Consider the following 26,796-nt stretch of genomic DNA (forward strand, 5'->3'; position numbering starts at 1 on the left):
TGCAAAGGTACATCTATTATTCTATATTTTAAAATCTATTTTGCTTATTTTGTTGAAAACGAGTTGAATTTCAAGCGAGCCCCACTAATCTCAATATTTTTACAACTTCCTCGAATGAATATTGTTACATTAGTTAGTATATTGCAGGAAGAATTTTTAAATTATTATAGCGGAAGTAGATGAGATTGAATTTTTTAGATAAACGATTTTTTTTAAGTTTTATTGGTTTACTCCTAGTAGTCCTGGGCTCATTAAAGGCGCAATCTTCGGATAATAAGCCTAAACCTTACGATGCACGACTCAAAAACGTACAGGAAATATTGAAGCAAGGAAAAATTGGCCCGGGGATGGATTCTTTGGATGCTATAATCGCAGATTACCCACAAGCCGATGACATCTATTTTACAAAGGCAATTCTTCTTGCGCAGATGAGAAATCAAGATGGAGCGATCGAAGCTATAAAAGAAGCGCTGAATATTCAGTCGAAGCCGGAATATCTAAGTTTTGCTGTAGATGCATTTAAAAGTAAAAACGACGCGGATAGTGCTTTAATCTATCTCGATAAGTTGATAGATCGAGATGACAATAATACTGCCTCACTAAAACGGGAGCGTATCATGCTCCTTTTCAATGGTGGGTACAAGGATGTGGCTTTGGAGTATTTCTATAAAACCAAAGAGATCGCTGTCGCTTCTGATACATTGGACATGGTTGGCAGTGTGTTGTTAAATGATGCCGGTAATTATAAAGCTGTCATTGATCTTTTGAAGCCCTGGGCAGACAAAGGGACTTCGCTGGCTCAAGTGTATGGACAATTAGCGCAAGCCTATAATCTTTCCAAAAATTCGAAGCTTGCATTGGACTACATTAATAAAGGAATTCAGACCACAAAAGAGGATTTTCTTTATTTCGATTTGGCTGATCTCTATCGATTTGATAAAAAGCTGAAATTATCTTTTGATGCACTTAAGCAAGGATTTCAATCTAAGAAAGTTGATTTTGCAGATAAGAATCGGATTATAATGACCTTGTTGAATCCGAAAGGTCCCTATACAAAAGACCAACTTTTGGAATTGGTGAATATCTTGGTTGAAGTTCATCCACGTATTGCCGAAAGCCATATGGCAAAGGGACAAGTGTTATGGTTGAGAGACGATAAGTCCGCTGCTCAAAGTTCACTAGCGGTAGCCGTGAGTATGAACCCCTACCAGATCGATGCTTGGCGGATGCTGATGAGTTTGGATATGGACAAAGGTGAATTTGATCAAGCCATTGCACATGGTGGGGAAGCGCTGCACTATGTGTCCAATAATGCGACCATACTCTATTTTACGAGTATGGCCTATTTGATGAAAAAAGACATGGAAAATAGCCGAAAGTTTATGGAGGCTGCACTTAATAATGCACAGGATGAATCGCCTTTTCTACAAGCAAATATTTATGGGGGATTAGGTGATATTTATAATTCACTTCAGATGTATAAAGCCTCTGACGCGGCTTATATCGAAGCTATTCGATTGGATAGTACAAATGTGACGGCGATGAACAATTTAGCATACTATTTGTCGTTAAGAAAAGAACGACTTGATGAAGCTATAAAGTATGCCGCAATGGCGACGAAATTGCAGCCCAATAATGGAACTTTTGAAGATACCTATGCTTGGGTACTTTTTGCAAATGGAAAATATGATGACGCACTAGTATGGATTCAAAAAGCGTTAAAAAATACAAATCCGCAAACGGCGGTATTACTGGAACATTATGGCGACATTTTGATTAAGTTAGGGAAAACAACGGATGCCGTTAAGCAGTGGAACCTCGCTTTAGAAAAGGGAGCTGATACGGAGGAGGGTAAGCTGAAATTGAAAAAGAAGATTGAGACTAAGAGCTATGTGGAATAAAATTGTTTGGGTTAGTGCTGTTGTGTTGCTGCTTTCTTCTTGTAGTTCTAAGAAGAAACTACTAAAAGGTGCTGACCTTAAAGCTGAAAACGAGTTGACCATAAAAGATAATACAAGGGAGGCGAAAAAGAATAGCTTACGTGATCTTTTTTTGACCAATTTGAATTATTCTACTTTTTCTGGAAAAGCGAAGATGCGTCTCGATCTTGGGAAGGACAATTATGATGTCACTTCTACTATTCGAATAGAGAAAGATAAAAGGATCTGGATTTCCATTTCTGCTACACTGGGTATAGAGGTTGCCCGGGTATTGATCACTCCAGACAGTGTACAAATTTTAAATAAGTTTCAGAGCGAATATATGGTTAAGCCATTTGACTACCTATATCGTTTTGCCAGTCCGGATTTAACTTTCGGAAATCTACAGGATTTGTTGCTAGCCAATCTTTCGGTGAATCTATTGTCCGATATTGATCAGGTTAATTTTAAACAGGACTCGATGTCTGTCCAGTTGGATGGCAAACTGAATGAACTAGATTTTTTATATAAGTTAAATAATAACAATAGGCCTTATCAGTTTAGATTAGCGCAACTTTCAAAAAAACAATTGCTGGAGGCCAATTACGGTGAATATGCCATGGCCTCTGGACAAGAATTTCCGATGCTTTTAAAAATGATCATTTCTGATGGTCGTCAAGAGATAAAAACAGAGATAAATTTTAACAAAGTGACTTTTAATGAACCAGTCGAAATGCCTTTTTCAGTATCGTCACGTTACAAAGTAATCCGATGAGAAGCTGTCTATTTCCTTTAGATTTATTACTTTCGCAATTAGTTTGCTAAAGTATGGGGTGAATTAATAGGATAGAAAGATGGCAAACACAAAAAAATAGTACTGTAAATGAACTTTAAAAAGACAATACTTGGTATAGCTGCTTTCCTATTCATGATTGGGATTTCATCGGCGCAGACTAGGGCTGAACTTGAAAAACAGCGTGAGAAACTCAATCGTGAAATTGCTGAATTACAGAATACGGTCAAAGAGATTGCAAAGGAAAAATCACTTACTCAACAACAAGTGACAGCATTGAGTAAGCAGATTAATTTGCGCGAGCAGAAGATAAATACCATTACTTCGGAAGTAGCTGTAATTAACAAACATATCAATGCCAATACCGCTGCCGTAAATAAGTTAAAGGCCGAATTGGAGAAGATGAAACGTGACTATGAGAAGATGGTGATGTTTGCGTTCAGAAACCGGAATGCCTATAATAAATTGATGTTTATTTTTGCATCCAAGGATTTTAATCAGGGGTTCCGACGGGTTAAGTACTTACAACAGTTTAACGATTCTAGAAAGCTGAAAGCTGCCGATATCGAAAATACCAAGAAACAGATTGAACAAAAAATTGCTCAATTGCAGGCGGACCGAAACAAACAGGTTGCCTTGATGAAAGAGCAGGAAAATGAGAAAAAAACCATATCTCAACAGCGATCTGTTTATTCTGGACAATTGAGTGAATTGATTGTTACAGAGCGCGGCGTGAAGAAAGATATTACCCAAAAGCAAAAAGAGGAGCGTCGTATTAATGCGGCCATCAAGGAGATCATTAGAAGAGAAATTGAGGCTGAACGTCGACGAGCTGAGGCGGCGCGTCGTGCTGCGGAAGCTGCTGCTGAACGGAATCGCAAAGCGAATGAGTCCACATCAAATACAAAGGGTAAAAATAATACAAGTTCGAAAGGCAGTAATACTGCGCGAAAATCAGATTCTGAAGTCTTACGTAGTACTCCGGAAGCAGTCAAACTTTCAAATGACTTCAGATCGAACCGAGGTAGTTTGCCTTGGCCTGTTTCTAATGCGAAGATTATGCAAGAGTTTGGTTCAGAAAGTGTCGGTAGAAATGTCAATTGGGATCATGAAACTGTCAAAATACAAACATCAAGCGGTTCGGCCGTGAAAGCAGTATTTAATGGAGAAGTTTTGAGTATAGTATCGATGATGGGGCAGCGTATTGTCATGATTAAACATGGTGAATACTTTACTGTTTATATGAATTTGGCTGGTGTAAGTGTTTCAAAAGGACAAAAAGTAAGTACGGGACAGACGATAGGGACGGCCGATGTAGATTCCGATACGGGAGTTCCGATGGTAGAATTTTCTGTACTACAAGGAACAACACCACTGAATCCGATGTCATGGTTGGCGAGATAAGAAATAATTACTATATTTAATAATTATCATTACATTTGTAAATAGAGAGAGAAGTTTTAGTTTAAAAGAATTGAAAAACAAGAAATTATAGTTATGTCAACATCATTATTAATCATGGGAATCGGGGGGCAAGAGTTAATTGTCATTGTAGTAATATTGTTACTATTATTTGGTGGCAAGAAGATTCCTGAATTGATGCGCGGATTGGGTAAAGGAGTAAAGGAATTTAAAGAAGGCCAAAAAGATGAGTCTTCACCTGAAAAAAAATCTGAAGTAGAAGATAACAAATAAGGGAGGTTTTGATCCCATATAGCATGGATACGATTTTGTGATGAACAAAATCGTATTTTGTTTTATACGCGACCTATAGCGAAATAGGACGAAAACCATTTTATACTAAAATCCATTTCTAATCGTTTAGATTATTGTTGATTTTTCAGCAGATGAATCAAACTCGGATTTAACAGTAAATTTATGATCGGAAAACAGACGTTAATTTCAATACTAGGAGGGGTATGCTATGTACTACCACTCATGGCCCAAGAAAGCGCTGTAGAAGGTATGAAAGAAGCTGCCCATACCTTCTTTCAAAAAAGCATCGAAAAAGAAAAACAAGACATTTACCAGTACCTGGACAGTATAAAATCTTCCGGAAGTAACCGACAGCATGATGCTGAAATTACAGATGAAGATATACAGCTTGTACGGAAATTAAAGGCAATAGAACGTGAGGTTCCATTAGACTACTCACCACGAGTGAAAGATCTGATTGCCAAATACACGTCGGATAATTATAATCCCTATATGTGTAGGATGATGGGACTAGGACAATACTATTTCCCATTGTTTGATAAAATCATGGATGAAGTAGGAGTGCCGCGGGAACTCAAATATCTAAGTGTAGTCGAATCATCATTAAATCCACGTGATATCTCTAGTGCCGGAGCAACAGGCTTATGGCAATTGATGTATTATGAAGCCAAAACTTATCATCTTACGGTGGACAGTTATACCGACCAACGTATGGATCCGATCGCTTCGAGCTATGCTATTGCAAAAATCCTAAAAGAAGCTTATGATGAATATGGCGATTGGTTGTTAGCGATAGCATCCTATAATGGCGGTAAAGGAGCGGTTAGCCGTGCGATCCAACGTTCGGGAAAGGAGAATGCTACTTTTTGGGATATCGCTCCATATCTAACGCAACAGACCCAAAACTATATCCCTAAGTTCATCGCAATGACCTATGCGATGAAATATGCGGACGAAAATGATATCAATGCTGCGGATACCGAACTTTCACTGAGAACTCAAGCATTAGATATCAATAAGCGTATTTCATTGAACCAAATAGCGGATGCTTTACAGGTGTCAAAAGAGACATTACGTGCATTGAATCCTAGTTTTAAAAAAAATGTATTAAATGGCACTGAAGAGTCCCCATTGCGATTAGTTTTACCTGTATTGGATAAAAAGATTGCCGCAGAGGAATTGTATGCAGCGCTCAATACGCCAATATCTTCGGTAAATCCTAGTCAGACAGAAAATCCAAGCGAGCCTTTACAGAATGGGAAATATAAAGTGAAAGTTGGTGAGACATTCGCTTCCATTGCTGACAAGTTTGAAGTAACCGTACAGGATATAAAATCTTGGAATAACCTGCGTGGAAATCAGATTGTCCCTGGACAAAACTTACTGATAAAAAAGGAGGATGATTTCGTCAATGCGAAATTAGCTCGTAACACAGAAAGGTCTTCAAAGAAAAACCAACAACGTGCCGCTAGCGCCACGCGTACAGCTTACTATGTCGTTAAGAAAGGTGATACATTATCTGAGATCGCAGATAAAAATGGCACATCAGTCGGTCGACTTAAAAGTGAAAATGATTTAAATGGAAGCCGGATAAAACCGGGGATGAAATTGAAAGTCTCAAAAAAATAACAGCATGGTTTAAATTAACCATGCTGCATCTTCTTCTTTGTCAAATTCTTCAAGAGTAACGGTAACATGTTCTCTTAATATCGTTGAAAGCTTCGTACCATAGTAGTCACTAAATATAGGGAACTTATGGTGGCTTCTATCAATTAATACAGCCGTTCTCATTTTCTTCAATGGAACGTTTAAGAATACACCCAGTCCATAGGCTAAGGCTCTACCACTATTCAGTACATCATCGACTAAGATGATGGTCTTATCTTTTGCAATATCAACAGGTATGTCTGTGCTTGCACTCAACGATCTACTCGTTTTCTTCATAGTAACTTTAATCAGCAGGATTTCCTTCGTTGAAATCTCCTGTAAAATCGCCTGAAGGCGTTGTGCAAATACATAACCCCGGTCAGCAATTCCTACCAATACAAGTGTTTCATCTTCAAAATTGTCTTCCAAAATTTGATAGGCAATCCGAATAGATTTTTGTTTTATTTGTTCTTTATTTAAGATGAGCGTTTTCTTTGAAGACATAATAGTATTCCAATGATTATGGGGTAAAAATAGGATATTATATTGTATAAAAAAAGTCCAAAACGAGTTAAACGCTTTGGACTTTTCGAGACTGAATCAATCTTATTAATTCAATTTATTATCTTTTTCCGCTTTTAATATTTCTGCTGTAAGCGATCTATTATCTTCTGGTAAACGACCACCATTGTAATAATAACGTCGCCAGTATGGCTCATCTAAATTGCTAATCATAACTCCTTTACTGGACGAGGCATGTGCAAACTTATTATCGCCGATATAAACACCTACATGGGTAATACTTTTACTTCTAATTTTGAAGAATACCAAATCACCTGCTTTTAGCTCATTTTTTTCGACAGTTTTGACTTGAGAATATTGATTTCTGCTATTATATCCTAACGAAGTGTTAAATACTTTGTCGTATAATTCATAAGAAAATTTAGAACAATCAATGCCTCTTTTTGAATCTCCTCCTAAGCGGTATGGAGTTCCCAACCATTCGTAAACAAATTGATAAAGTTTGGTATTTGTTGTTGCTGAGACTGCAACTCCCATGATTTGTGAAAAGTATTCTTTCGCTAGATTATCAGGATCTGATTCTGGTTTGGAGTTTCTGTTGGTTTGTGCCTGCGACACTAGACATAAGCCGATAAATAGCATTGACGCTATAAATTTCTTTGTTTTCATTAAATCGCTTTTTTGTACAACATTTAACTTTTAAAAATTTAACACTGTCATCTATTTTGGACAGCACTGTTGCGAATATAATACAATATCAGTTTAGGGTCAAATTTATTTTAAGGTATTTAACGAAATTTTAACAATTTTAACATCTTCATAACGCCCATTTGGGCATATTGTACTTTAATAATTCTGTCAACGATCAACGACAGTGCCTCGACTACCTGTTCGAGTAAAAAACGCTCCCCTAATGTCAGAATGCCACTTGATTATATGTCTCATTGTGAATCTTAAAAAAAATATTAATTTTCTTTGGTAAAGTGATAATATTTGTTCTATATTTACAAAACATAAGCAAAAGCAATGAACACAAATACAATTATTACATCGATTATTATTACCACCGGGATAAAACTCAGGAGGAAGTAGTTTCGTTGTATATAATTGTAGACACAATATTTAGAAGCGCTTTCCTCGACAAAGGAAAGCGCTTCTTTTTTTAGCATAAAAATCATCAATCTAAACAAACAGTATAAAACAGTATGAAAGTTTTAAAATTTGGAGGCACATCGGTCGGGACGGTAGAAAGTCTAAAGGCGGTCTTAAGCATTGTAAAAAAATCTTACGATGCAAAGGAAAAACCATTGGTTGTGTTGTCAGCTATGTCAGGTGTAACAAACTTACTTACCCAACTGGCGGAGGACGCTGCCGAAGGAAAGTCCTTTTCGGATGGTCTAAAGTCCTTGGAAGATAAGCATTTTACGGTTGTCAAAGAGCTCTTGGCTGTGAAATATCAAAATCCTGTATTTACAAAGCTAAAGTTGTTTTTTAATGAGATAGAAGATCTCCTGCAAGGAATTTCTGCACTAAAGGAGCTGAGTAATCAAAGTAAAGATTTGATCCTTAGCTACGGTGAGCGTTGCTCAAATTATATGGTATCTAAGGTGATGGAACAATATATTCCCGAGTCTCTATTTGTAGATGCATCCCATTATGTGAAAACTGATTCAAATTTTGGTAATGCACATTTAAATGAAATGCTAACGGAGCAATTGGTGAAATCATTGTATATCACGCATGGTGATAAACTACTGTTTGTCACCGGTTTTATCGGAAGTAATGAAAATGGACGTATTACCACCTTGGGAAGAGGTGGATCAGATTATACCGCAGCGATCTTCGGGTCGATACTGGACGCAACAGCCATTGAAATTTGGACAGATGTGAATGGGATGTTAACTGCCGATCCACGTATTGTGAAGAAAGCGTTTTCCTTGCCTGTATTATCATACACAGAGGCAATGGAGTTATCTTACTTCGGTGCTAAGGTGATTTATCCTCCAACGATGATTCCGGCTTTCTTAAAGAAAATACCGATAGTTATTCGAAATACTTTTGAGCCTGATTTTTCAGGGACAGTGATTCAGTTTGATAGTGGAAAAACTGCGCTGCCAATCAAGGGGATTTCTTCGATCTCGGATATTTCTGTCATCAACCTGAGTGGATCAGGGATGATCGGTAAATCGGGTTTTAGCGGGCGGCTTTTTACGCTATTGGCTCGAGAGCAGATCAATGTTGTGCTAATCACGCAATCATCTTCCGAACACAGCATCACATTTGCTGTCAATCCATCGGATGCCAAACGCGCTATACAATTGATCGAAGTGGAGTTTGAGCTTGAAATCCAGGCAAATAAACTGGTCGTTCCTGCGATCGAAGAAAACCTGTCGGTCTTAGCTATCGTTGGTGAAAATATGAAAAAAACTCCCGGCATGGCCGGTCGATTATTTGCAGCATTAGGACGCAACGGTATCAACGTCCGTGCTATTGCACAGGGATCATCCGAATACAATATATCTGTAATTATTGGTAAAGAAGATTTAGCGAAGGCACTTAATGCCGTACATGATGCGTTTTTTGCAGAGCTAAAGAAAACGCTGCATGTATTTAATATCGGTACCGGTAACATTGGTGCAACTTTATTTAAACAATTGGAAAATCAACATGACTTCCTATTGGATAAAAATGATATTGAAATTAAAGTTGTTGGAATTTCCAATAGCCGTAAAATGCTTTTCAATACCGAAGGTGTTGATTTAAATAATTGGTCGGATGAACTTGCTAAAAATGGAACTGAATCAGACCTGGCATTGTTTATAGATCGAATGAAAGCGCTGAATTTGCCGAACTGTGTATTTATCGATAATACTGCAAGCAAATTACCTGCAACCTACTACGAAGATATCTTTAAATCCAATATTTCAATCGTCACCTGCAATAAAATTGCGAATTCAGGTAAATTCGAGCAATATAAAACATTACGCGATACTGCTCATCGACACGGTGTAGATTTCTTTTATGAAACAAATGTAGGTGCAGGATTGCCTATCGTCAGGGTGCTCAAAGACTTGATGCTGAGCGGTGACCGTATTCTGAAGATAGAGGCTATTCTTTCAGGGACAATCTCGTATATTTTCAACAATTTTAAAGCAGATGCTTCTTTTTATGATATCGTCAAACAGGCTCAGGAGCTGGGATACACCGAGCCAGATCCAAGGGATGATTTAGGTGGTGTAGATTTTATGCGTAAAATGCTCATCCTGGCGAGAGATGCGGGGTATGCTGTTGAGGCCGAAGATGTAGACCTCGGTGCAATATTACCTCCAGCATGTTTGAAAGCAGATACAGTAGATTCTTTTTATACAGAATTGCAACAGGAAAATGAATATTTCGAAGCAATGAAGAAGAAAGCAGCCAATGAAAATAAAGTAATCCGCTACATCGGGAAATTGGAAAATGGAAAGGTATCCATTGCGATTCAGTTTGTTGATGAAAACCATCCTTTTTATGCTTTATCAGGCAGCGATAACATTATATCGTTTACAACAGAGCGTTATAAAGAACGTCCCCTTGTCGTAAAAGGTCCTGGTGCGGGAGCTGAGGTGACAGCTGCCGGTGTATTTGCAGATTTGGTAAATGTCGGAGCATAAAAACTATTCAAGGAAAATAAAAATTACGTGATGGCCAATAATTTAAATGTGGAGTATCTGAAAGATAAGGTGATAAATTTAGACAGCATGCTGTCGGAAGTTCGTGTTTTTGCACCTGCAACTGTCGCAAATATGATCTGCGGTTTTGATATATTGGGTTTTGCTGTTGAGCAACCCGGTGATGAGGTGGTGATGCGACGTACGCAACAACCTGGAGTAACGATTCGGGAAATAACTGGTGACGATGGAAGACTGCCGCTCGATCCCGGTAAGAACACCGTATCTGCCTGTGTGCAATATCTATTACAAGCCCTGAATATCTCATCAAAGGTAGGTGTCGAAATCGAATTGCATAAACATATGCCAATTGGATCTGGGCTAGGTTCCAGCGCAGCAAGCACCGTAGCTGGGCTTTTTGCCATCAATACCATGCTCGGAAACCCTTTGACAAAAGAAGAATTATTACCATTTTGTGTTGAAGGTGAGCGTTTGGCTTGCGGTACAGGCCACGCCGATAATGTTGCTCCAGCGCTTTATGGAGGCATCACATTAATCCGGGGAAATGAACCTTTGGATGTTATTTCTATACCTTCCCCAAAAGAACTCGTAGCAGCAGTGGTTTTTCCACAGGTCGATGTTCCCACACGTGACGCAAGACAACTCATAAAGGATAAAGTGCTGTTGAAAGACGCCGTGACACAATGGGGAAATATCGCGGGATTGGTCGCTGCATTGTTCAAAGAAGATTACGATCTCATTGCACGAAGCATGAAAGATATCCTCATTGAACCAACACGTGCAATTTTAATTCCCCAGTTTTATGAAATGAAGGAGATTGCTTTGAAAAATGGTGCCTTGAGTTTTGGTATTTCTGGCTCAGGCCCCTCTGTCGTTGCAATAACACGGGACGAAAAAATAGCAAAGGATATCGCCGACAAAATTCAAACTCATCTCAAAGAAAATGAAATTGACAGTTTTGGCTATGTTTCCCGTGTCAATGTCGAAGGACCCAGGGTTTTAGATTAAAAATTATTTACGGACAGAAACGAGGTTTATAAATCTCAGGTCAATTGATAATTGGCTCAGAAAAGATAATAAAATGAAATATCCGCATTCTAAAGTGAATACGAATCAAAATAACAGGATATTTTATATGGCCTTGACAAAATTATTTACATATGAAATTTTATAGTACAAATAATAAAACATTAGAAGTCTCCTTTAAAGATGCGGTCTTCAATTCTCTCCCTGCAGACAAAGGATTGTATATGCCTGAAGAGATTCCACAATTGGACCCGCTATTCATTAAGAATATTCAACAGTATTCCTTGCAGGAGATTGCTTTCGAAGTAGCTTCTACACTATTGGGAAAAGATATTCCCAAAGGCGATTTAAAACAGATTGTGAACGATGCCATCAATTTTGATGCTCCTGTAAGATTCTTGACCGACAGCACGGCTGTGCTCGAACTATTTCATGGGCCGTCTTATGCTTTTAAAGATTTCGGAGCTCGGTTTATGAGCAGGGTTATGGGCTATTTTTCAAAGACTGACGATAAATTACTGGACGTGCTTGTTGCGACGTCAGGCGATACAGGAGGAGCTGTTGCATTGGGCTTTTTGGGCGTAGAAGGAACACGTGTGACGATCTTATATCCTAAAGGTAAAGTCTCGGAAGTTCAGGAACTACAATTGACCACCAATGGACAAAATATTCGTGCTATTGAAGTTGAAGGAACTTTTGATGATTGTCAGGCATTAGTAAAGCAAGCTTTTAGTGATGCAGAACTCAATGCTGTATTGCGTTTGACCTCCGCTAATTCAATCAATATAGCACGGCTGATCCCACAGACATTTTATTATTTTTATGCGTATGCACAATTGAAGTCACAAGGAATCAATGAGGTCGTGTTTACAGTGCCGAGTGGTAATTTTGGTAATATCGGGGCTGGTTTATTGTCCTATAAAATGGGACTTCCAGTGAAGCATTTTGTAGCTGCAACAAACGTCAATGATACCGTTCCTCGATTCCTTTCTTCCGGCAAATATGAACCATTGCCTTCTGTTCAAACCTTAAGCAATGCCATGGATGTTGGGAATCCCAGCAACTGGGTGCGTATACAGGATCTTTTTGGCGGAAATGTGGAGGAATTAAAAAATATGCTCTCTTCTTATACATTTACAGATGAAGAAACAAAAGAAGGAATGCAAAAATTATATGAAGAATCGAACTATATCGCCTGTCCGCATACAGCAATCGCCTGGCTTGGCGCTCGTGCTTATGCAAAGGAGCATCCAGGTCATTACGCTTCGGTTTTCTTATCGACAGCACATCCCTGCAAATTCCCCGACGCAATAGCAGCAGATGTATTTGGAAAAATAGTGTTGCCTGCCGGTGCAGAAACATTGCAAGGAAAAGAAAAATTAGCGGAACTTTTAAAAGTTGATTTCGAAGCCTTCAAAAAATATTTAATCAACCATAACTAAACGTTGAGGGCTCCTTTAGGAGCCCTTTTTTATACCAAGATAAGTATCAATATAATTCTTTAATTCAAGTTTTTTATCCTTATCTAAGATTAAGTCATAGATGGGGATAGGTTGCTCTCGCCCAAATCTTATGAAATCTCCATTTTCTTCCGTCAATGAACTTAACCATGCACTGACATCAATGGTATTTTTTATCGGGTGCATATCAAATAATCGGAGATTGGCACCTGAAACAAACGCTACAATTTTCCAATCTTTTATGACTTTGTCATCAAGCACAGTTTTTTTGTCCAGGTATTTTATAAGATTTACGGACGCCCCCTTGGTGCAACTCAAAATGAGATGTGTGCCATACTTTTTTACAATAAGTTCTGGACTGTTGTTCTGAACAAAATTAATGAAGTCTTGATTTTGAAATTTCGGATCTTTTACTGCAAAGAAAAGCATGCTGTATTGAAATCCTTCAGAATAATAGTTGGTTAGTTGCATTTTCTGGTCCGAGGGAATGCGTGCCAATGCATCTGTTTCCGTTGTAACGAGTTGCTCCCCGTAATGATCAAATTGTATTCTCAGACTTCTCAATAGTCCCTCCTTATTAATATCTTCGCTAAATGCACCACCACTTGAAAAGCCCGTTGTTCTAGAAATATAAGAAGACTCCTTTAATTTTTCGGTATCAATGATTTTTGCACGTAGCCCCTTATTGACAAAAAGTAGGTTTTCTTTTGCATCATATCCATAGCCTACCATAAAATATGGTTCAGCTTTAATTGCTTGGCTGACTTTCATTTCTGTTTTTTCAAATCTAGACAACTCGACAAGCTCAAGATCTTCCTCATTTTTAATTGTGAGTTCAGAATCTGATTTTTTACACGAAAAAAGCGAACAAATAAATGTTGTGGTTAATAATAAGTGTTTTAAATTCATTTTGTAAATATACAAGAATAATTGTTTCATTTATTTTTTGACAAATAAAGAAGCAGGGTTTTACAATTAATACGTTAATTTTGCAACAATGAAATCAGTTTATTTGAATAAGGGTAAGGATAAAGCTGCCTGGCAATTGCATCCTTGGGTATTTTCTGGAGCAATTAAATCATTGTCCGATAAGATTGAAGATGGCGAAGTTGTTGGCGTTTACAATGCTGAACGTGAATTTATTGCCTATGGTCTATTTCACAATAGCTCGCGTGTAGCCATTCGTTTATTGGAATGGAACCCTCAAGCACAGATTGATGCAGATTGGTGGCGTGCACGCGTTCAGAAGGCTGTAGCAGCAAGACAGCATCTGTTGCAAGAAGGTGTCACCAATACGGTTCGTTTAATCTTTGCTGAAGCAGATTTTCTTCCTGGACTTATTGCAGACAAATACGCGGATTTTATATCCATTCAGGTTCATTCAGTTGGGGTGGAAAAAGTCAAATCAGTTATTATCGATGAATTGAATGCTTTGCTGCAACCCAAAGGAATTTATGAGCGTAGTGATCTGAAATCTCGCGAACATGAAGGTTTACCTGATACCAATGGGCTTTTGTTTGGAGAACTTCCATCTGAATTTGTCGACGTTATCGAAAATGGCATTCATTATAAGGTGAACATTATTGATGGACAAAAATCGGGATTTTATTGCGACCAACGTGAAAATCGCCAGCTGACGGCCAATTACGTTTCAAATAAACGCGTCCTAGATTGTTTTTGCTATTCCGGTGGTTTTACGTTAAATAGCTTGAAAAGTGGGGCGGCAGAAGTTATATCTGTAGATAGTTCTGCACTGGCTATTGAAACCCTGGAAAAGAATATTATTGAAAATGGTTTTGAACTTAGTCGACATAGCGCAATATTGTCTGATGTAAACAAGCAATTGCGTAAATTCATTGATGAAGGGGAAAAATTTGATCTTATTGTCTTGGATCCACCGAAATATGCACCCTCTCGATCTGCATTGGAAAGAGCATCAAGGGCGTATAAAGACCTCAATCGCCGCGGATTGATGTTGTTAAATAGTGGTGGTTTATTAGCGACATTTTCTTGCTCAGGTGCGATGGACATGGATACCTTCAAACAAGTGCTCGCTTGGGCTGCACTGGATGCCGGTAAGGAAATTCAGTTTATCAGACAATTTCATCAGCCTGAAGATCATCCTGTCCGGGCATCGTTCCCAGAAGGCGAGTATCTGAAAGGATTGTTGGTGCGCGTATTGTAATTATTATATGAAGATAGTTTAGGTTGATTTTAACAAATCAACCTTTTTAATTTTTGAACAACGTCATGATACAAGAGAAGACGAGTAGACCTATTTTTTCTATTTTGTTTGCCGTGAGCATGGTGCATCTTTTGAACGATATGATTCAGGGAGTGATACCGGCAACCTATCCCTTGCTCAAAGAAGAGCATCATCTAAGCTTTTCTCAGGTTGGGATGATTACAATGGTGTATCAGATAGCAGCTTCAATATTCCAGCCCGTTGTAGGCTCATTTACGGACAAACATCCTGTACCATACTCTCAGATCATTGGGATGTCTTTTTCCCTTCTCGGTATGCTTTTGTTTTCGAAAGCACATAGTTATGAATGGATCTTATTTTCTGTTTTTCTGGTAGGGATTGGTTCTTCAATCTTTCACCCTGAATCTTCTCGTGTAGCTTATATGGCATCGGGAGGGAGAAGAAGTATGGCACAATCTATTTTTCAGATTGGAGGAAATGCAGGGACCGCAATGGCCCCAATCATTGTCGCTTTTTTGGTATTACCGAGAGGGCAGCAGGCGATCGCCTGGATGTGCTTATTTACGATTCTTGGCCAATTTATATCTTATTATATTGGTAGTTGGTATAAAAAGAGGCTTCAGAGCTTTGCCAAATCAACGAAGAAAACAATACGCGTGCCTGATCTACCCAATAGCCGAATCATCGTGACCGTTATTATACTCCTCTTACTGATTGTTTCAAAATACTTCTATATAGCAAGTATTACAAACTATTTCCAGTTTTATACCATCAAGAAATTTGGGATTAATGAAGTGGAAGCACAAGTCTATCTATTTTATTTTCTGATAGCTGTTGCGGTGGGAACATTACTGGGGGGAGTATTCGGGGACCGATTTGGTCGCAAATATGTCATTTGGTTCTCCGTCTTGGGCGTTGCACCATTTGCATTAGCATTACCCTATGTCGGACTTACGATGACGGGAATACTAATCGTGATTATTGGATTGATTTTATCATCAGCTTTTCCAGCAATTATTGTTTATGCACAAGAACTATTGCCTAAGAAGTTGGGCATGGTTTCAGGTTTATTTTACGGCTTTGCATTTGGAATGGGAGGGATTGGATCCGCTGTACTTGGCTGGCAGGCAGATCATACGTCCATCGAGTTTATTTATCACCTATGTTCCTACCTGCCATTGATGGGTATTGTGGCTTATTTTCTTCCCAATCTACAAAAAACACCTTACAAAGAAATCTAGATTTGGCATATAGGCGCATGTTAAACACGAAAGAGCGGATTTCAATAAAATATCCGCTCTTTTTTGTTATTATTTGATGCAGTCCATCCAGGCTGAGGCCATCATCTGTGCGCCGGCAAGGGTAGGGTGTACACCATCTGCTGCCCAGTAGGCACCAGGAGCATTCTTTTGGGCATTGTCGAATATTTTTTGATAGGGAATTAGAATTGCGCCAAATTCTTTGGCGACTTCACGAGCGGATTCTTGGTAGGCCAAAAATTTTGGATACCACGCTTCAGTAATGTGACCTACGCCCTTTACTGCAAAAGGTTCTCCAATGATCAATTTGACGTTTGGAAGCTTTTGTAATGTCTCCTGTAGTAACTTTTGGTATTGGGATTTATACTCCTCAACCGTTGTCTGTGCTCCGCGGTCGATTGTTCGCCAGAAATCGTTCACACCGATCAAAATACTCAATACAGTGGGTTTAATTGCCAGTGTATCCTCCTGCCAGCGCTTTTGAAGATCGGGCACACGATTTCCACTAATACCTGTATTATATACCTTTAGTTTTTTTGCCGAATATTTATTTAAGAGCTGGCTGGCAGCCAATAGAGCATAACCGCGTCCAAGTGCTGCGGTATCATTGGCATTTCTATTGTTTCTATCTCGGCCCACATCCGTAATGGAATCACCCTGAAATAAAATGATGTCGTCGTTATTTAAACTGATTTTTGAGGAACTGGCGGTGGATTCGTGAGCGAATACATCGTTTCCCAGTATATTGGCACCAGTCAATAGACCGGAACCAATAATGCTTTTTTTGATAAATGATCTGCGGTTTGTGTTCATTATTAGGTTTTTGTTATGTTTAAAGTTACATACTTTAAGCATACTTTTCCAAACCTTTTATAATGATGTTACACGCTTTTTCAATTTCCAGATCTGTAATCGTCAATGGAGGAGCGACACGCAGTGCTGTTTCACAATGCAGATACCAATCGATCATAACCCCGTTTTCAGCACAATACTTACTCACGTTGTAAACCTGATCAAAGGAATCCAATTGCAGACACATCATAAGACCTAATCCTCGAATTTCTTTAATTGCAGGGTGTCGGAGTTTTTCTTTAAATAAAAGCGATTTTCGCTCGACCTGTTCTACCAATTTTTCTTCCTTGATAACAGCCAGTGAAGCCCGTGCTGCGGCACAACTTACGGGGTGGCCCCCAAAAGTCGTGATATGCCCAAGCATGGGATTATCCTTAATAACATCCATCACTTCTTTGGCTGCAACAAATGCGCCTAGGGGCATGCCACCACCGATTCCTTTGGCAAGCATCAGGATATCTGGGACGATAGCAAAATGCTCAAAAGCAAAGAGACGGCCTGTGCGGCCAAAACCAGTTTGGATTTCATCAAAGATCAGTAGGGTACCTGTTTCATTACAGCGTTTTCTGACGGCTTGCATGTAAGCGATATCCGGGACTCGGACACCCGCTTCCCCCTGAATAGCTTCGAGGATGACAGCAGCAGTTTGTTCCGTAATCTTTGTTAGATCGTCCAGATCATTAAACTCGATAAAATCTATTTCGGGAAGGAGGGGGGCATACGCTTTACGGTACGCATCGTTTCCGATAAGACTGAGCGCGCCTTGTGTACTGCCGTGGTACGCCTTTTTTGCAGCGATAATCTGCCTGCGACCGGTATATTTCTTTGCTATTTTCATTGATCCCTCTACGGCTTCCGTTCCACTGTTGGTGAGGTAAACCGATTGAAAATTAGGAGGAAGTTCTGCTAATAATTCTGTAGCAAATTGCACCTGTGGGGCCTGCACAAATTCACCATAAACGGTGACATGTAGGTACTGGTCCAATTGTGATTTTATAGCTTCCAAAACCTTCGGGTGACGATGGCCTATATTGCTGACATTGAAGCCAGAGACCAAATCCATGTATTCTTCTCCATTTGGGCCATAAAGGTAGACACCTTCAGCCTTAACTACTTCAACCAATCTAGGTGAGCTAGATGTTTGAGCGGTATTCATTAAAAATAATTCTCTGTTGCTTAACATGATCTTACAAATGTCCGAAAATAAAAAAGAAGTCTTCAAGACTTCTTTTTTATTTTCGAGATTATTTTCTTCTATTCTGCAGGGATTTGTATAGATGTTCCCTGAATTCCTGTTCTACTTCAAAAAATTGCGATGCCCGCGCATTGCCAATAACTTTGGCAAATTTGGCCCGATATTCTTTTTTGATCTCCACTTCTTTAGCATCATACTGTAAGACGTCTCTGGAGCCACCTCTAAAACTATTTTTTGGAGCACCATTCAATTTTTCTTTCCTGATATCCCAAAGCGTTTGGCTGTACTCATTATAGAGCGGGAAGAATTGCTGAGCCTCTCTCGGAGTTAAATCCAGTTCTTTAGTAATGTAAGCTATTTTTTCATTTTCTATAGCTTGAAATCGATTTTTGTCTTGCGCAAAGCCCAAGGCAATAGAAAATATACTAAAGAACAATGTTATCCATATGTATTTTTTATTGAACATCATTATAAGGTATAATTTAGATAATCTTCTATTTCTTGTTTAGATATATTACTTCCAAATCCCTTAGTAGGGAGATTTGCTTCGTCAGTATACTGGGCCATATAGATCATATCGTCACCAGAAGCCGACTCCGCAAGGTAATTAATGATTTCCTGCTTAGGAATTTCTGACAAATGCTGGCTTAACTGCTCTTCTGCAACAGCTTCTACAGGAGTCGTATTTTGCTGTTGATATTGATAACCCCAATATCCGCCTATACTCAACATAGCCGCAAAGGATGCCGCAACCGCATAACGAGCGTACCATTTTTTAGGTTTCCCAATCTGACGGATCGGTGTATTATCCTTTTCAAGCATTTGAACACGATCAATGATGCTGTCCGAAAGAATCTCAAAATAATGTTGTGGTACATCAAAACCTGCAGTCACAATCGTTTCTTTTAGTTTTTCTTCAGCAATACGAGCAAAAATTGTCGATTCAACTATTTCTTCGTAGCCAACAGGAGCTGTAAAACCATCTGTCGGAACTGTTTCCTTCAATTTCTCCGCCGCTAAACGGGCGAAGATGGAGTCTTCAAGGGTTTGATTATAAGCAGAAGGCATGGTAAAGCCATCCGATGCAATCGTTTCTTTTAATTTGTCTTCTAAAATTCGGTTGAAGATAGTTGAAGATAGTTCAGAAGCATAATTTTCAGGAATTTCAAAGCCGTCTGTAGTAACCTGATTTTTTAAACTATCTTCCGCAACCTTACACATTATGGCGTCAGATAAGCTATTAAAATATCCTTCTGGAACCTCAAAGATGGATTCTTCCTTGCATTCAACCAATTTGACTTGCGTAATTATTTTTGATTCTAAATCACTGAAATAATTTTCAGGTAAGCCAAATGGATTTTCACGCAACGATGCTGGAAGATTTGTAGGCTCCAGCCCATCATGATATGTGCCATTTTCCTTCATAGTATCTGTTAGAACCTAATTTCGCTAAAAGGTTTAATCGTTGTTGTTAAAAAATGCCTCTATTTTTTTGACAGCTAAATGATAAGAGGCTTTAAGCGCTCCGACACTTGTTCCGAGTACTTCTGAAATTTCTTCGTATTTCATATCTTCAAAATATTTCATATTGAAGACCAATTTTTGCTTTTCTGGCAAAGTCAACAAAGCCTGTTGTAATTTCATTTGAGCTTTATCACCGTTAAAATAATTGCCATCAGCAAGCGTTTCTGCCAAATAAGCAGTCGTGTCGTCATCCAACGACACGTTCTGCTTTTGCTTTTTCTTATTTAAGAAGGTAATACATTCATTTGTTGCGATACGATAAAGCCAAGTGTATAATTGTGAGTCTTCACGGAAATTCCCCAGGTTTTTCCATACTTTGACAAAGATATCTTGAACAACATCGTCCGCATCGTCATGATCGATGACCATTCTTCGCACATGCCAATAAATCTTCTGTTGATATTTCTTCAACAATAAACGGAAAGCTTCTTCTCGCGTACTCTCTTCGGCGAATTTTGCTATAATTAAAGCATCATCCATATATTGACTTGCGTAGTTTTGTTATTTTCTTTTGATTACTTTTTGAACCGCAGCCACAATAGCCGCAGCATTCAAACCGTATTTTTCCATCAATTGAGCAGGAGTACCTGATTCTCCAAAACTATCATTTACGGCAACGTACTCTTGTGGAGTAGGTAACTCTCTTGTTAACACTTGAGCAACGCTATCACCCAAACCGCCAAGACGATTATGCTCTTCTGCCGTTACGACACATTTGGTTTTCGCAACAGATTTTAAAATAGCTTCTTCATCCAAAGGTTTGATGGTATGGATATTGATAATCTCAGCGTTGATACCCAACTCAGCTAATTTCTCGCCAGCTTGGATAGCTTCCCATACTAAATGACCTGTAGCAATGATCGTAACATCCGTTCCTTCATTTAATAATACCGCCTTACCAATCACAAATTCTTGATCAGCAGGAGTGAAGTTAGGAACTACGGGACGGCCAAAACGCAAATAAACTGGTCCCTCATATTTTGCTGCTGCAATCGTAGCGGCTTTTGTTTGATTGAAATCACAAGGATTGATCACTGTCATTCCTGGCAACATTTTCATCAAGCCGATATCTTCTAATATTTGGTGAGTTGCACCATCTTCACCTAAGGTTAGGCCGGCATGCGACGCTGCAATTTTTACATTTTTGTCCGAGTATGCAATCGATTGGCGAATCTGATCATAAACACGTCCTGTTGAGAAATTTGCGAATGTACCAGTGAATGGTATTTTACCACCGATCGTAAGTCCGGCAGCAATTCCCATCATATTAGCTTCCGCGATACCGATTTGGAAAAAACGTTCTGGAAATTCTTTGATAAAATCGTTCATTTTTAACGAACCAATTAAATCAGCACATAATGCAACTACATTCTCATCTTGCTTTCCTGCTTCTAGTAATCCCGCACCAAATCCTGAACGTGTATCTTTTGACTCTGTATAAGTATATTTTTTCATTCTAGTAATCTCCTAAAGTTTCTGTAAGCTGATTCAATGCCGACGCCAATTGTTCGTCATTTGGAGCAACACCATGCCATTTATGAGAACCCATCATAAAATCAACACCGTTACCCATTTCAGTATGCATCAGAATAATGACTGGTTTACCTTTTCCTGTGCGTGACTTAGCTTCTGCTAAACCTGCAACAACAGCATTCATATCATTGCCTTTAGCAATTTCCATCACATCCCAGCCAAATGCTTCCCATTTTGCACGAAGATCCCCAAGAGATAATACTTGATCTGTAGATCCGTCAATTTGTGCTTTGTTATAGTCAACAGTAGCAATTAAATTGTCAATCTTATTGTGTGGTGCATACATCGCAGCTTCCCAAACTTGGCCCTCCTGCAATTCGCCATCACCCATTAATACATAAACTAGATTATTGTCTTTATTCAATTTTTTTGCTTGTGCGGCTCCAATTGCAACAGATAATCCTTGTCCCAATGATCCCGACGCAATACGAATACCTGGAAGACCTTCGTGCGTTGTTGGGTGACCTTGAAGTCTGGAATTGATTTTTCTGAACGTTGCTAATTCGCTCACTTCAAAATATCCCGCACGTGCCAATGTACTGTAAAATACAGGAGAGATATGTCCGTTTGACAGGAAGAATAAATCTTCTCCTTTTCCATCCATGTCAAAGGAAGGATTGCGTTTCATTGCATTGAAATAAAGCGCCACAAAGTAATCTGTACAACCTAACGAACCACCTGGGTGTCCTGATTGACAAGCGTGTACCATACGTACGATATCACGTCTTACCTGTGATGCAATTTGTTCTAGTTTGTTAATATCTGCACTCATTTTTTTTGTTGGTTTCACAATTGGTCGTAAAGTTAACTATTTTTAAGCTAGATGCTTGTTAAAAAATGAATTTATATTGACTTATTCCAGACTGACAATGTATTTGGCCTGCAGATTTTTATTTTTTTTGTACCTTGCTTCACTTTATAAAACCAACAATTTTCAGCATAATGCTTAATCAACTCAAAAGCTGCGTTTTTATTTCAGCGCTCTCAGTCCTATATTTGCATTCTTCTGCCCAGCACAGCAACATTTATCATAAGGATTGGATCGATTTTAACAAAAATGGAAAAAAGGATATTTATGAAGACCCCAATCAGAAAATAGCCAGTCGCGTGGAAGATTTGTTGCGCCAAATGACTGTTCAAGAAAAGGCCAATCAGACTGTCACACTTTACGGTTATGGGCGGGTTTTGAAGGATGAACAGCCCACTGCCGCTTGGGACAAAGAGATTTGGAAATACGGCTTGGCCAATATTGACGAAATGTTGAATAGCTTAGCTTATAATAAGTCGGCAAAAAGTTCATTTTCGTATCCCTTCAGCCGCCACGCGCAAGCCTTAAATAATGTTCAACGATGGTTTGTGGAAAATACACGACTTGGTATTCCGGTTGATTTTACCAATGAAGGAATTCATGGACTCAACCATGATCGGGCTACCTCCTTGCCGGCACCAATCAATATTGGAAGTACATGGAATACTGCGCTGGTACGTAAAGCTGGTGATATAATTGGTAGGGAAGCCAAGTATCTTGGCTATACAAATGTTTATACGCCTATTCTTGACGTTTCTAGAGATCCACGATGGGGAAGAGTGGTTGAAACCTATGGAGAAGATCCGTTTCATATTGCCGAAATGGGAAAACAAGTTGTTTTGGGGATTCAAAAAAATGGCGTCGCATCCACATTGAAACATTATGCGGTCTATTCTGTGCCCAAAGGGGGGAGAGATGGCAATGCACGAACGGATCCGCATGTTGGCTTTCGTGAGATGCATTCGCTTCACCTCTATCCATTTAAAAGGGTCATAAAGGAAGCCAAACCTTTAGGAGTCATGAGTAGTTATAATGATTATGATGGCGTGCCGGTATCTGCCAGTAGTTATTTTTTGCAGGACTTACTCCGCAAAGAATATGGGTTTGAAGGATATGTAGTTTCTGATAGCGAGGCCCTAGAGTTTATTTACAACAAACACCATGTTGCTGCAAACTATAAAGAGGCTATTAAACAGGCATTGGAGGCGGGTTTGAATGTGCGGACAAATTTTGATCCACCGAGTACCTATCTAACACCGTTAATGGAACTAATAGAGGAAGGGGGGCTGGATACCAAAATATTGGATCAGCGGGTTCGCGAAGTCCTGACGGTGAAATTTAAATTGGGATTATTTGATCATCCATTGAGAGAAGATATAGCGATAGCCGATAAAAAGGTGCATACCCCCGCAGATGAAGAAGTATCACTTCAAATGAATAAGGAGTCTATTGTTCTGTTGAAAAATGAACAGAATCTTCTTCCAATAGACGTGAATAAATACAAACGAATTTTGGTTACGGGACCAATGGCAGAAGCAACAAATTATACGACAAGTCGATACGGGCCATCCAATAACCCAATCACAACCATCAAAGATGGGATTATAAACTATGGAAAAACAAAGGCACTTCGGGTTGATTATGCAAAAGGGGTAGATGTCGTGGATAAAAACTGGCCTGAGAGTGAGATTATTCCAACAGACTTGTCAAGTGAGGAGCTGGAAAAGATGGCCGAAGGTGTCCGTCTCGGTAAAGAATCAGACCTAATCATAGCAGTAATGGGCGAGTCGGAACGGGAAGTCGGTGAAAGTCGATCGAGGTCAGATCTAAATTTGCCAGGCAAGCAACGCGACTATTTAATGAAATTGAAAGAAACAGGTAAACCTATTGTGCTGGTACTTGTCAATGGTCGTCCACTTACTGTCAATTGGGAAAATAAGTATCTACCTGCAATTGTGGAGAGTTGGTTTCTTAGTAATCAGTCGGGAAATGTTCTTGCCGAAATGCTGTTTGGAGGGTATAGCCCTAGTGGAAAATTGCCCATTTCATTTCCAAAGTCTGTAGGACAGGTTGAGATGAATTTTCCGACCAAGCCCGCTGCACAGGCGGGGCAACCCGGGGTCGGACCCAATGGGTGGGGAAATAGTCGGGTTGTTGGCTTTTTATACCCTTTTGGATATGGATTAAGCTACACAGATTTTAGTTTTTCAAATTTACAACTCACGAAGAAACAGATCAGACCAACGGATTCCCTTACAGTTACGGTTGATATTGAAAACATAGGGAAGAGGAAAGGCGCCGAAGTTGTTCAGCTTTATATCAAAGATGTGCTGTCTTCGGTAACGACATATGAGATGGATTTGCGTGGGTTTGAAAAAATTGAACTTAATCCAGGAGAGAAAAGGACCATATGGTTTACAATACTACCTGCCCACCTGGAACTTTTGGATCAGCACAATAACTGGACAGTTGAACCTGGCAAATTTGAACTATTTATCGGTAATTCTTCTGTTAATCTTCCGCTTAAGGATTCATTTGAAGTGGTCAATTAGGTTTAAAATTGCCAGACCAAATAGATGACGGATGGCAATCATTCCTTAGGACTTAGGGGATAAAAAAAAGGATTCAGCAAAATTAACTACTGAATCCTTTTTTTATTGTATCGAATAGCTGTGATTACATGGCCTCTGCCACTACTTCAGTCACTTCTGGAACCATGCGTTTCAACAATCCCTCAATTCCTGCTTTTAATGTGATTGTCGAGGATGGACAACCACTGCAAGAACCTTTTAGTTCAACTGTCACAATACCTTCGTTGAAGGATTTATAATGGATTGCTCCACCATCTTGTTCAACAGCAGGTCTCACATAATCATGTAATACTTGTTGTATCTTCACTTCAGTTTCAGTACCTTCAAAATTAACCTCTGTATCGTGGTGTACCGTTTTTACAGCAAGTTCAGACTCTACAGCACCTTTTACAAAGTCTTTTAGCAAAGCTTCAATGTCTTCCCATTCCGCATCTTCAGTTTTGGTAATGGTCACGAAGTTACTTGCAAAAAATACCCCATTGACAAAGTTAAATTTGAATAATTCAAGTGCAAACGGTGAATCTTGTGCTGCTTCTTTATTTGGATAATCTACACTACCGTTGATCAACAATTTGTTGACCAAGAACTTCATTGTAGAAGGATTGGGTGTAGACTCTGTATATACGTTAATCGTAGCCATGTATTATCTATTTTTATTCCAAGCAAATATAGGTCAAAAGAAGCTTTCTTAAGGTCATCTATAAGTAAAAGCTTATAAAGTAATACCTGTGTAGTTCGAAGGACTGATTGCTTTTAGTTCCGCCTTAACTTCCGCTGACACATTTAGATTATCAACAAATGTCGCTATCGTTTCTTTCGTAACATGTGTGTTGGTACGTGTTAGGTCTTTTAAAGCTTCATACGGCTTAGGATAACCTTCCCTTCTTAGTATAGTTTGTAGTGCCTCCGCAACAACAGCCCAATTATTTTCAAGATCATTGGCTAATGCCTGTTCGTTTAAGATCAATTTGCGTAACCCTCTCAAAGTTGATTTAATAGCAATTAGGGTATGTGCAAATGGAACACCAATATTACGTAATACCGTAGAATCTGTTAAATCCCGTTGAAGACGGGAAACAGGTAACTTCGCTGCAAGGTGCTCGAAAATTGCATTTGCAATACCTAAATTTCCTTCTGCATTTTCAAAGTCTATCGGGTTGACTTTATGTGGCATAGCCGAAGAACCGATTTGACCGGCAGTAATTTTTTGTTTAAAATATTCCATCGAAATATATGTCCAAATGTCACGGCATAAATCGATGACAATATTGTTGATCCGTTTTAAGGCGTCACAACTTGCCGCAAAGTTATCGTAGTGCTCAATTTGCGTGGTCGTTTGTGAACGGTCTAAACCCAAGATATTGTTGACGAAATTATTTCCAAAATCGATCCAATTTGTCGCTGGATATGCAACGTGATGCGCATTAAAATTACCAGTCGCTCCACCAAATTTAGCTGAATACGGTACTTGCTGTAATAGTTGCAATTGACGTTCAATACGTTCAATGAAAACATAGAACTCTTTGCCCAAACGAGTTGGAGATGCTGGCTGTCCATGGGTACGTGCCAACATCGGGATCTCTGACCACGAAGTTGCCAAAGATTTCAATTCATGAAGCAATTCTTCGATTGCAGGTGTATAGCTCTCTTTAATTGCTTCTTTCCAGGAAAGTGGAATGGCTGTGTTATTGATATCTTGTGAAGTCAAACCAAAATGAATAAATTCAAGGTAGTCCTGTAATCCTAATTTTTCAAATTGATCTTTTAGAAAATACTCAACAGCTTTAACATCATGGTTCGTAACTTTCTCCGTGTTTTTGATCCAAATGGCATCTTCTTCAGAAAAATTCCTATAGATATCCCTTAATTTTTCATTTAGTGTTTTGTCAAACTGTTGCAATTGAGCGATACCAGACTCGCTTAATGCAATAAAATATTCGACTTCTACGCGTACACGATATTTTATTAAGGCAAATTCGGAAAAAAATGCTGAAAGTTCATTAGTATTATTGTAATAGCGTCCGTCGATAGGAGTAACTGCTGTTAAAGATGATAAAGCCATAGATTGAATGAT

General features: G+C 39.0%; 23 protein-coding genes. 11 read left to right on the forward strand and 12 right to left on the reverse strand.

What is annotated here, in order from left to right:
- Nucleotides 1–179 precede the first annotated feature (179 nt).
- The 5 genes from DTA23_RS17240 (at nucleotide 180) to DTA23_RS17260 (ending at nucleotide 6,057) form a co-directional block, all read left to right on the forward strand.
- Nucleotides 180–1,901 (forward strand): tetratricopeptide repeat protein, encoded by a 1,722-nt coding sequence (locus DTA23_RS17240; protein ID WP_112375501.1) that lies wholly within the window; start codon nucleotides 180–182, stop codon nucleotides 1,899–1,901.
- Entirely contained in the window at nucleotides 1,891–2,694 is an 804-nt protein-coding gene (lolB1, locus tag DTA23_RS17245) for a lipoprotein insertase outer membrane protein LolB1 (RefSeq protein ID WP_070563085.1), read from the forward strand. Before DTA23_RS17240 ends, lolB1 begins: the two co-directional genes overlap by 11 nt.
- A gap of 108 nt (nucleotides 2,695–2,802) precedes the next feature.
- Nucleotides 2,803–4,116, forward strand: a complete 1,314-nt coding sequence (locus DTA23_RS17250) for a murein hydrolase activator EnvC family protein (RefSeq protein WP_112375502.1) — start codon at nucleotides 2,803–2,805, stop codon at nucleotides 4,114–4,116.
- A gap of 93 nt (nucleotides 4,117–4,209) precedes the next feature.
- Nucleotides 4,210–4,407, forward strand: coding sequence for a twin-arginine translocase TatA/TatE family subunit (gene tatA / locus DTA23_RS17255; RefSeq protein WP_046671996.1), 198 nt, complete (start codon nucleotides 4,210–4,212; stop codon nucleotides 4,405–4,407).
- A 183-nt stretch (nucleotides 4,408–4,590) separates the two neighbouring features.
- A complete protein-coding gene (locus DTA23_RS17260; RefSeq protein WP_112375503.1) occupies nucleotides 4,591–6,057 on the forward strand; it encodes a LysM peptidoglycan-binding domain-containing protein in 1,467 nt (488 codons plus the stop codon).
- 9 nt (nucleotides 6,058–6,066) lie between these two features.
- On the opposite strand, the gene DTA23_RS17265 is transcribed toward DTA23_RS17260, so the two are convergent.
- The gene (locus DTA23_RS17265) at nucleotides 6,067–6,579 is read right to left on the reverse strand and encodes a phosphoribosyltransferase family protein (protein WP_070563077.1); all 513 of its coding nucleotides are present in this window, start codon (nucleotides 6,577–6,579) and stop codon (nucleotides 6,067–6,069) included.
- A 105-nt stretch (nucleotides 6,580–6,684) separates the two neighbouring features.
- Nucleotides 6,685–7,266 carry a C40 family peptidase gene (locus tag DTA23_RS17270; protein ID WP_046671999.1) on the reverse strand — a complete coding sequence of 194 codons (582 nt, stop codon included), beginning with the start codon at nucleotides 7,264–7,266 and terminating at the stop codon, nucleotides 6,685–6,687.
- Between the two features lie 536 nt (nucleotides 7,267–7,802).
- On the opposite strand from DTA23_RS17270, the gene thrA reads away from it, so the two are divergent.
- The 3 genes from thrA to thrC all read left to right on the forward strand — a co-directional run bounded on the left by thrA (nucleotide 7,803) and on the right by thrC (nucleotide 12,736).
- Complete coding sequence (gene thrA, locus DTA23_RS17275) at nucleotides 7,803–10,250, forward strand: bifunctional aspartate kinase/homoserine dehydrogenase I (protein ID WP_070563074.1); 2,448 nt, start codon at nucleotides 7,803–7,805, stop codon at nucleotides 10,248–10,250.
- 87 nt (nucleotides 10,251–10,337) lie between these two features.
- Nucleotides 10,338–11,276, forward strand: coding sequence for a homoserine kinase (locus DTA23_RS17280; RefSeq protein ID WP_046672011.1), 939 nt, complete (start codon nucleotides 10,338–10,340; stop codon nucleotides 11,274–11,276).
- Nucleotides 11,277–11,428: 152 nt separating this feature from the next.
- Nucleotides 11,429–12,736, forward strand: coding sequence for a threonine synthase (gene thrC, locus DTA23_RS17285; RefSeq protein WP_070563071.1), 1,308 nt, complete (start codon nucleotides 11,429–11,431; stop codon nucleotides 12,734–12,736).
- Between the two features lie 15 nt (nucleotides 12,737–12,751).
- On the opposite strand, the gene DTA23_RS17290 is transcribed toward thrC, so the two are convergent.
- Complete coding sequence (locus tag DTA23_RS17290; protein ID WP_070563068.1) at nucleotides 12,752–13,693, reverse strand: hypothetical protein; 942 nt, start codon at nucleotides 13,691–13,693, stop codon at nucleotides 12,752–12,754.
- A gap of 58 nt (nucleotides 13,694–13,751) precedes the next feature.
- Here DTA23_RS17290 and DTA23_RS17295 point away from each other — a divergent pair, with 58 nt between their 5' ends.
- Nucleotides 13,752–14,939: a class I SAM-dependent rRNA methyltransferase gene (locus DTA23_RS17295; RefSeq protein ID WP_070563065.1), complete on the forward strand. Its 1,188-nt coding sequence runs from the start codon at nucleotides 13,752–13,754 to the stop codon at nucleotides 14,937–14,939.
- A gap of 65 nt (nucleotides 14,940–15,004) precedes the next feature.
- On the forward strand, nucleotides 15,005–16,201 hold the full coding sequence (locus DTA23_RS17300) for an MFS transporter (RefSeq protein WP_112375504.1): 1,197 nt from the start codon (nucleotides 15,005–15,007) through the stop codon (nucleotides 16,199–16,201).
- Between the two features lie 69 nt (nucleotides 16,202–16,270).
- Here DTA23_RS17300 and DTA23_RS17305 read toward each other — a convergent pair whose 3' ends face one another.
- The 7 genes from DTA23_RS17305 to DTA23_RS17335 form a co-directional block, all read right to left on the reverse strand.
- Entirely contained in the window at nucleotides 16,271–17,032 is a 762-nt protein-coding gene (locus DTA23_RS17305) for an SGNH/GDSL hydrolase family protein (protein WP_112375505.1), read from the reverse strand.
- A gap of 34 nt (nucleotides 17,033–17,066) precedes the next feature.
- Nucleotides 17,067–18,254 (reverse strand): aspartate aminotransferase family protein, encoded by a 1,188-nt coding sequence (locus DTA23_RS17310; protein WP_112375506.1) that lies wholly within the window; start codon nucleotides 18,252–18,254, stop codon nucleotides 17,067–17,069.
- A gap of 61 nt (nucleotides 18,255–18,315) precedes the next feature.
- On the reverse strand, nucleotides 18,316–18,735 hold the full coding sequence (locus tag DTA23_RS17315; RefSeq protein ID WP_231585177.1) for a hypothetical protein: 420 nt from the start codon (nucleotides 18,733–18,735) through the stop codon (nucleotides 18,316–18,318).
- Entirely contained in the window at nucleotides 18,735–19,691 is a 957-nt protein-coding gene (locus DTA23_RS17320; protein WP_070563055.1) for a hypothetical protein, read from the reverse strand. The genes DTA23_RS17315 and DTA23_RS17320 overlap by 1 nt, the downstream gene beginning before the upstream one ends.
- A 33-nt stretch (nucleotides 19,692–19,724) precedes the next feature.
- Nucleotides 19,725–20,270 carry an RNA polymerase sigma factor gene (locus DTA23_RS17325; RefSeq protein WP_046671841.1) on the reverse strand — a complete coding sequence of 182 codons (546 nt, stop codon included), beginning with the start codon at nucleotides 20,268–20,270 and terminating at the stop codon, nucleotides 19,725–19,727.
- A 21-nt stretch (nucleotides 20,271–20,291) separates the two neighbouring features.
- Complete coding sequence (locus DTA23_RS17330) at nucleotides 20,292–21,245, reverse strand: transketolase family protein (RefSeq protein ID WP_046671842.1); 954 nt, start codon at nucleotides 21,243–21,245, stop codon at nucleotides 20,292–20,294.
- 1 nt (nucleotide 21,246) lies between these two features.
- On the reverse strand, nucleotides 21,247–22,095 hold the full coding sequence (locus DTA23_RS17335) for a transketolase (protein ID WP_070563052.1): 849 nt from the start codon (nucleotides 22,093–22,095) through the stop codon (nucleotides 21,247–21,249).
- Nucleotides 22,096–22,265: 170 nt separating this feature from the next.
- Between DTA23_RS17335 and DTA23_RS17340 the strand changes: the two genes are divergently transcribed.
- Complete coding sequence (locus tag DTA23_RS17340) at nucleotides 22,266–24,683, forward strand: glycoside hydrolase family 3 N-terminal domain-containing protein (RefSeq protein ID WP_112375507.1); 2,418 nt, start codon at nucleotides 22,266–22,268, stop codon at nucleotides 24,681–24,683.
- 124 nt (nucleotides 24,684–24,807) lie between these two features.
- Here the strand turns inward: DTA23_RS17340 and DTA23_RS17345 are convergent, their stop codons facing one another.
- Nucleotides 24,808–25,362 (reverse strand): NifU family protein, encoded by a 555-nt coding sequence (locus DTA23_RS17345; protein ID WP_070563046.1) that lies wholly within the window; start codon nucleotides 25,360–25,362, stop codon nucleotides 24,808–24,810.
- Between the two features lie 72 nt (nucleotides 25,363–25,434).
- A complete protein-coding gene (gene purB / locus DTA23_RS17350; RefSeq protein ID WP_070563043.1) occupies nucleotides 25,435–26,784 on the reverse strand; it encodes an adenylosuccinate lyase in 1,350 nt (449 codons plus the stop codon).
- Between the last annotated feature and the right edge of the window lie 12 nt (nucleotides 26,785–26,796).

Source organism: Sphingobacterium multivorum (assembly GCF_900457465.1).
GTDB lineage: Bacteria > Bacteroidota > Bacteroidia > Sphingobacteriales > Sphingobacteriaceae > Sphingobacterium > Sphingobacterium multivorum.